General features: G+C 37.6%; 1 protein-coding gene. It reads right to left on the bottom strand.

The annotated features are described in order from the left end of the window. Positions 1-102: 102 nt before the first annotated feature. Entirely contained in the window at positions 103-1,344 is a 1,242-nt protein-coding gene (locus CKJ95_RS21675; protein WP_099355550.1) for an IS110 family transposase, read from the bottom strand. Positions 1,345-1,652: the final 308 nt, after the last annotated feature.

The raw sequence follows: 1,652 nt of genomic DNA, 5'->3' as shown, positions 1-1,652 counted from the left end.
AAGTCTGAAAAACTTCGTTTGACCACTATTTTAATTGAGAGCACGACAAATAAGCCATCTTAAGACGACTTTTAAAAATTTTTGATCAAATTAATTCTTAACTTAAGAAGCCTCTAAGACTCGATAGCCGTGGTGTTTAGCTAGTAAAATCGCTTGTTCTATCGTGATTTCACGGGTTACTGGAAGAACATCCGATTTTTTATACAATTCAGCGTTATATGCTTCTTTCTTTTTGAGAATATTGTAGATAGCTGTTAAAAGCATTCGTGCAATTGCAATAATTGCTCGTTTGTGACCACGGCGTTTCTTGAGTTTTAAGTAACGGTTTCGAATTTCGGGATGTTTTTCACTTTTGATTACAGCAGTAGCACACTGTACTAAAAGGGGTTTTATGTAGCAACCTGCTCTCGAAATTCTTACTGACTTTTTCTTGCCGGCACTCTCATTGTTTGTGGGAGTAAGTCCTGCCCAGGAACATAAATGCTTCGCTGTCGGAAACACGTCCATATTAACACCTATTTCAGAAACCACGGCAATGGCGGAAAAGATGTTTTTGAAGGACGGAACAGTTAAGATTAAGTTGATTTCTTCTGTGTAGGGCGCGGCAAGAGAAAGAATTATTTTTTCAAGGTCCTCCTTACGGGACCCAAGGTCTTCGTAGTGTTGTTTAATAACCTTTAATTTTTCAGCTTGTTCAGGAGTAATGTATCCGTCAATAGCGAGCTCCAGTTCAGGAAGTTTATGTTTCATGGAGCCATGAATTAAAGGTTTTAAATCAAAAGAAGTGTCCAATGGATTTTCTAGTAGCTTTTCAATAATGTTCATTGAGCTTTTGCCGAAGGTATCTGAAACAATATTTCCAAGCTGAATATTAGACACGGTTAAACTATTTTGAAGACGATTTTTTTCACTAGACATAAAATTAGTTATTTTAAAGCGGTAACGCATTAGGTCACGAAGTTGCCTAATTTTAAGTGGAGGCATAAAGCTTCCAGCTACTAGATCATGCTTAAATAAATCCGCAATCCATTTGGCATCTTTTTTATCTGTTTTTTTACCACGGATAGCCTTGACGTATTTAGGATGTGCCAAAGTGATGTTACAGGAATCTTCAAGTACATTAAACACGGGAATCCAGTATTTCCCGGTAGATTCCATACAGACATCCTTACATTTGTTTTCACAAAGCCATTGTGACAGCTCAATCAATCCTTTTGTATAGGTAGAAAAGCGATGGCGTTTGTAAGTAGTGACTCCTTTAATTGTGGAAGCAATGCAAGCCACAACAAAGGTTTTGTGGACATCAATTCCACAACAAATTGGATAAACAATTTTTAAAGCCATAGGGAAATTCTCCTTTACTAGAATTATAGGGATAGACAACATTGACTGATTGCCCAGCAATAAACGAGTAATGTTTATACAAAGATAAGTCTGCGTGCTCGAAGTCACACTTATTTGTGCTTGGAAAGGCAATCTACACATATAAACATGCGGTCACTCCACAACTGGAGCAGCCCACTCACCTCCGCGTGATTTGTAGTTAATTGATATCCCTATGGCTATAGATTTGCCAAACTAACGCTCAAGATAAACTTGTTTCATTGCGTTTTGTGCCTTGAGCGAAGCGAAAGGAATGAATATAAACATGA

The sequence above is a fragment of the Fredinandcohnia onubensis genome, assembly GCF_002734285.1.
Taxonomy (GTDB): domain Bacteria; phylum Bacillota; class Bacilli; order Bacillales; family Bacillaceae_L; genus Ferdinandcohnia; species Ferdinandcohnia onubensis_A.
The sequence above is the reverse complement of the archived record's forward strand: the minus strand, read 5'-3'. Positions and strand labels throughout refer to the sequence as shown.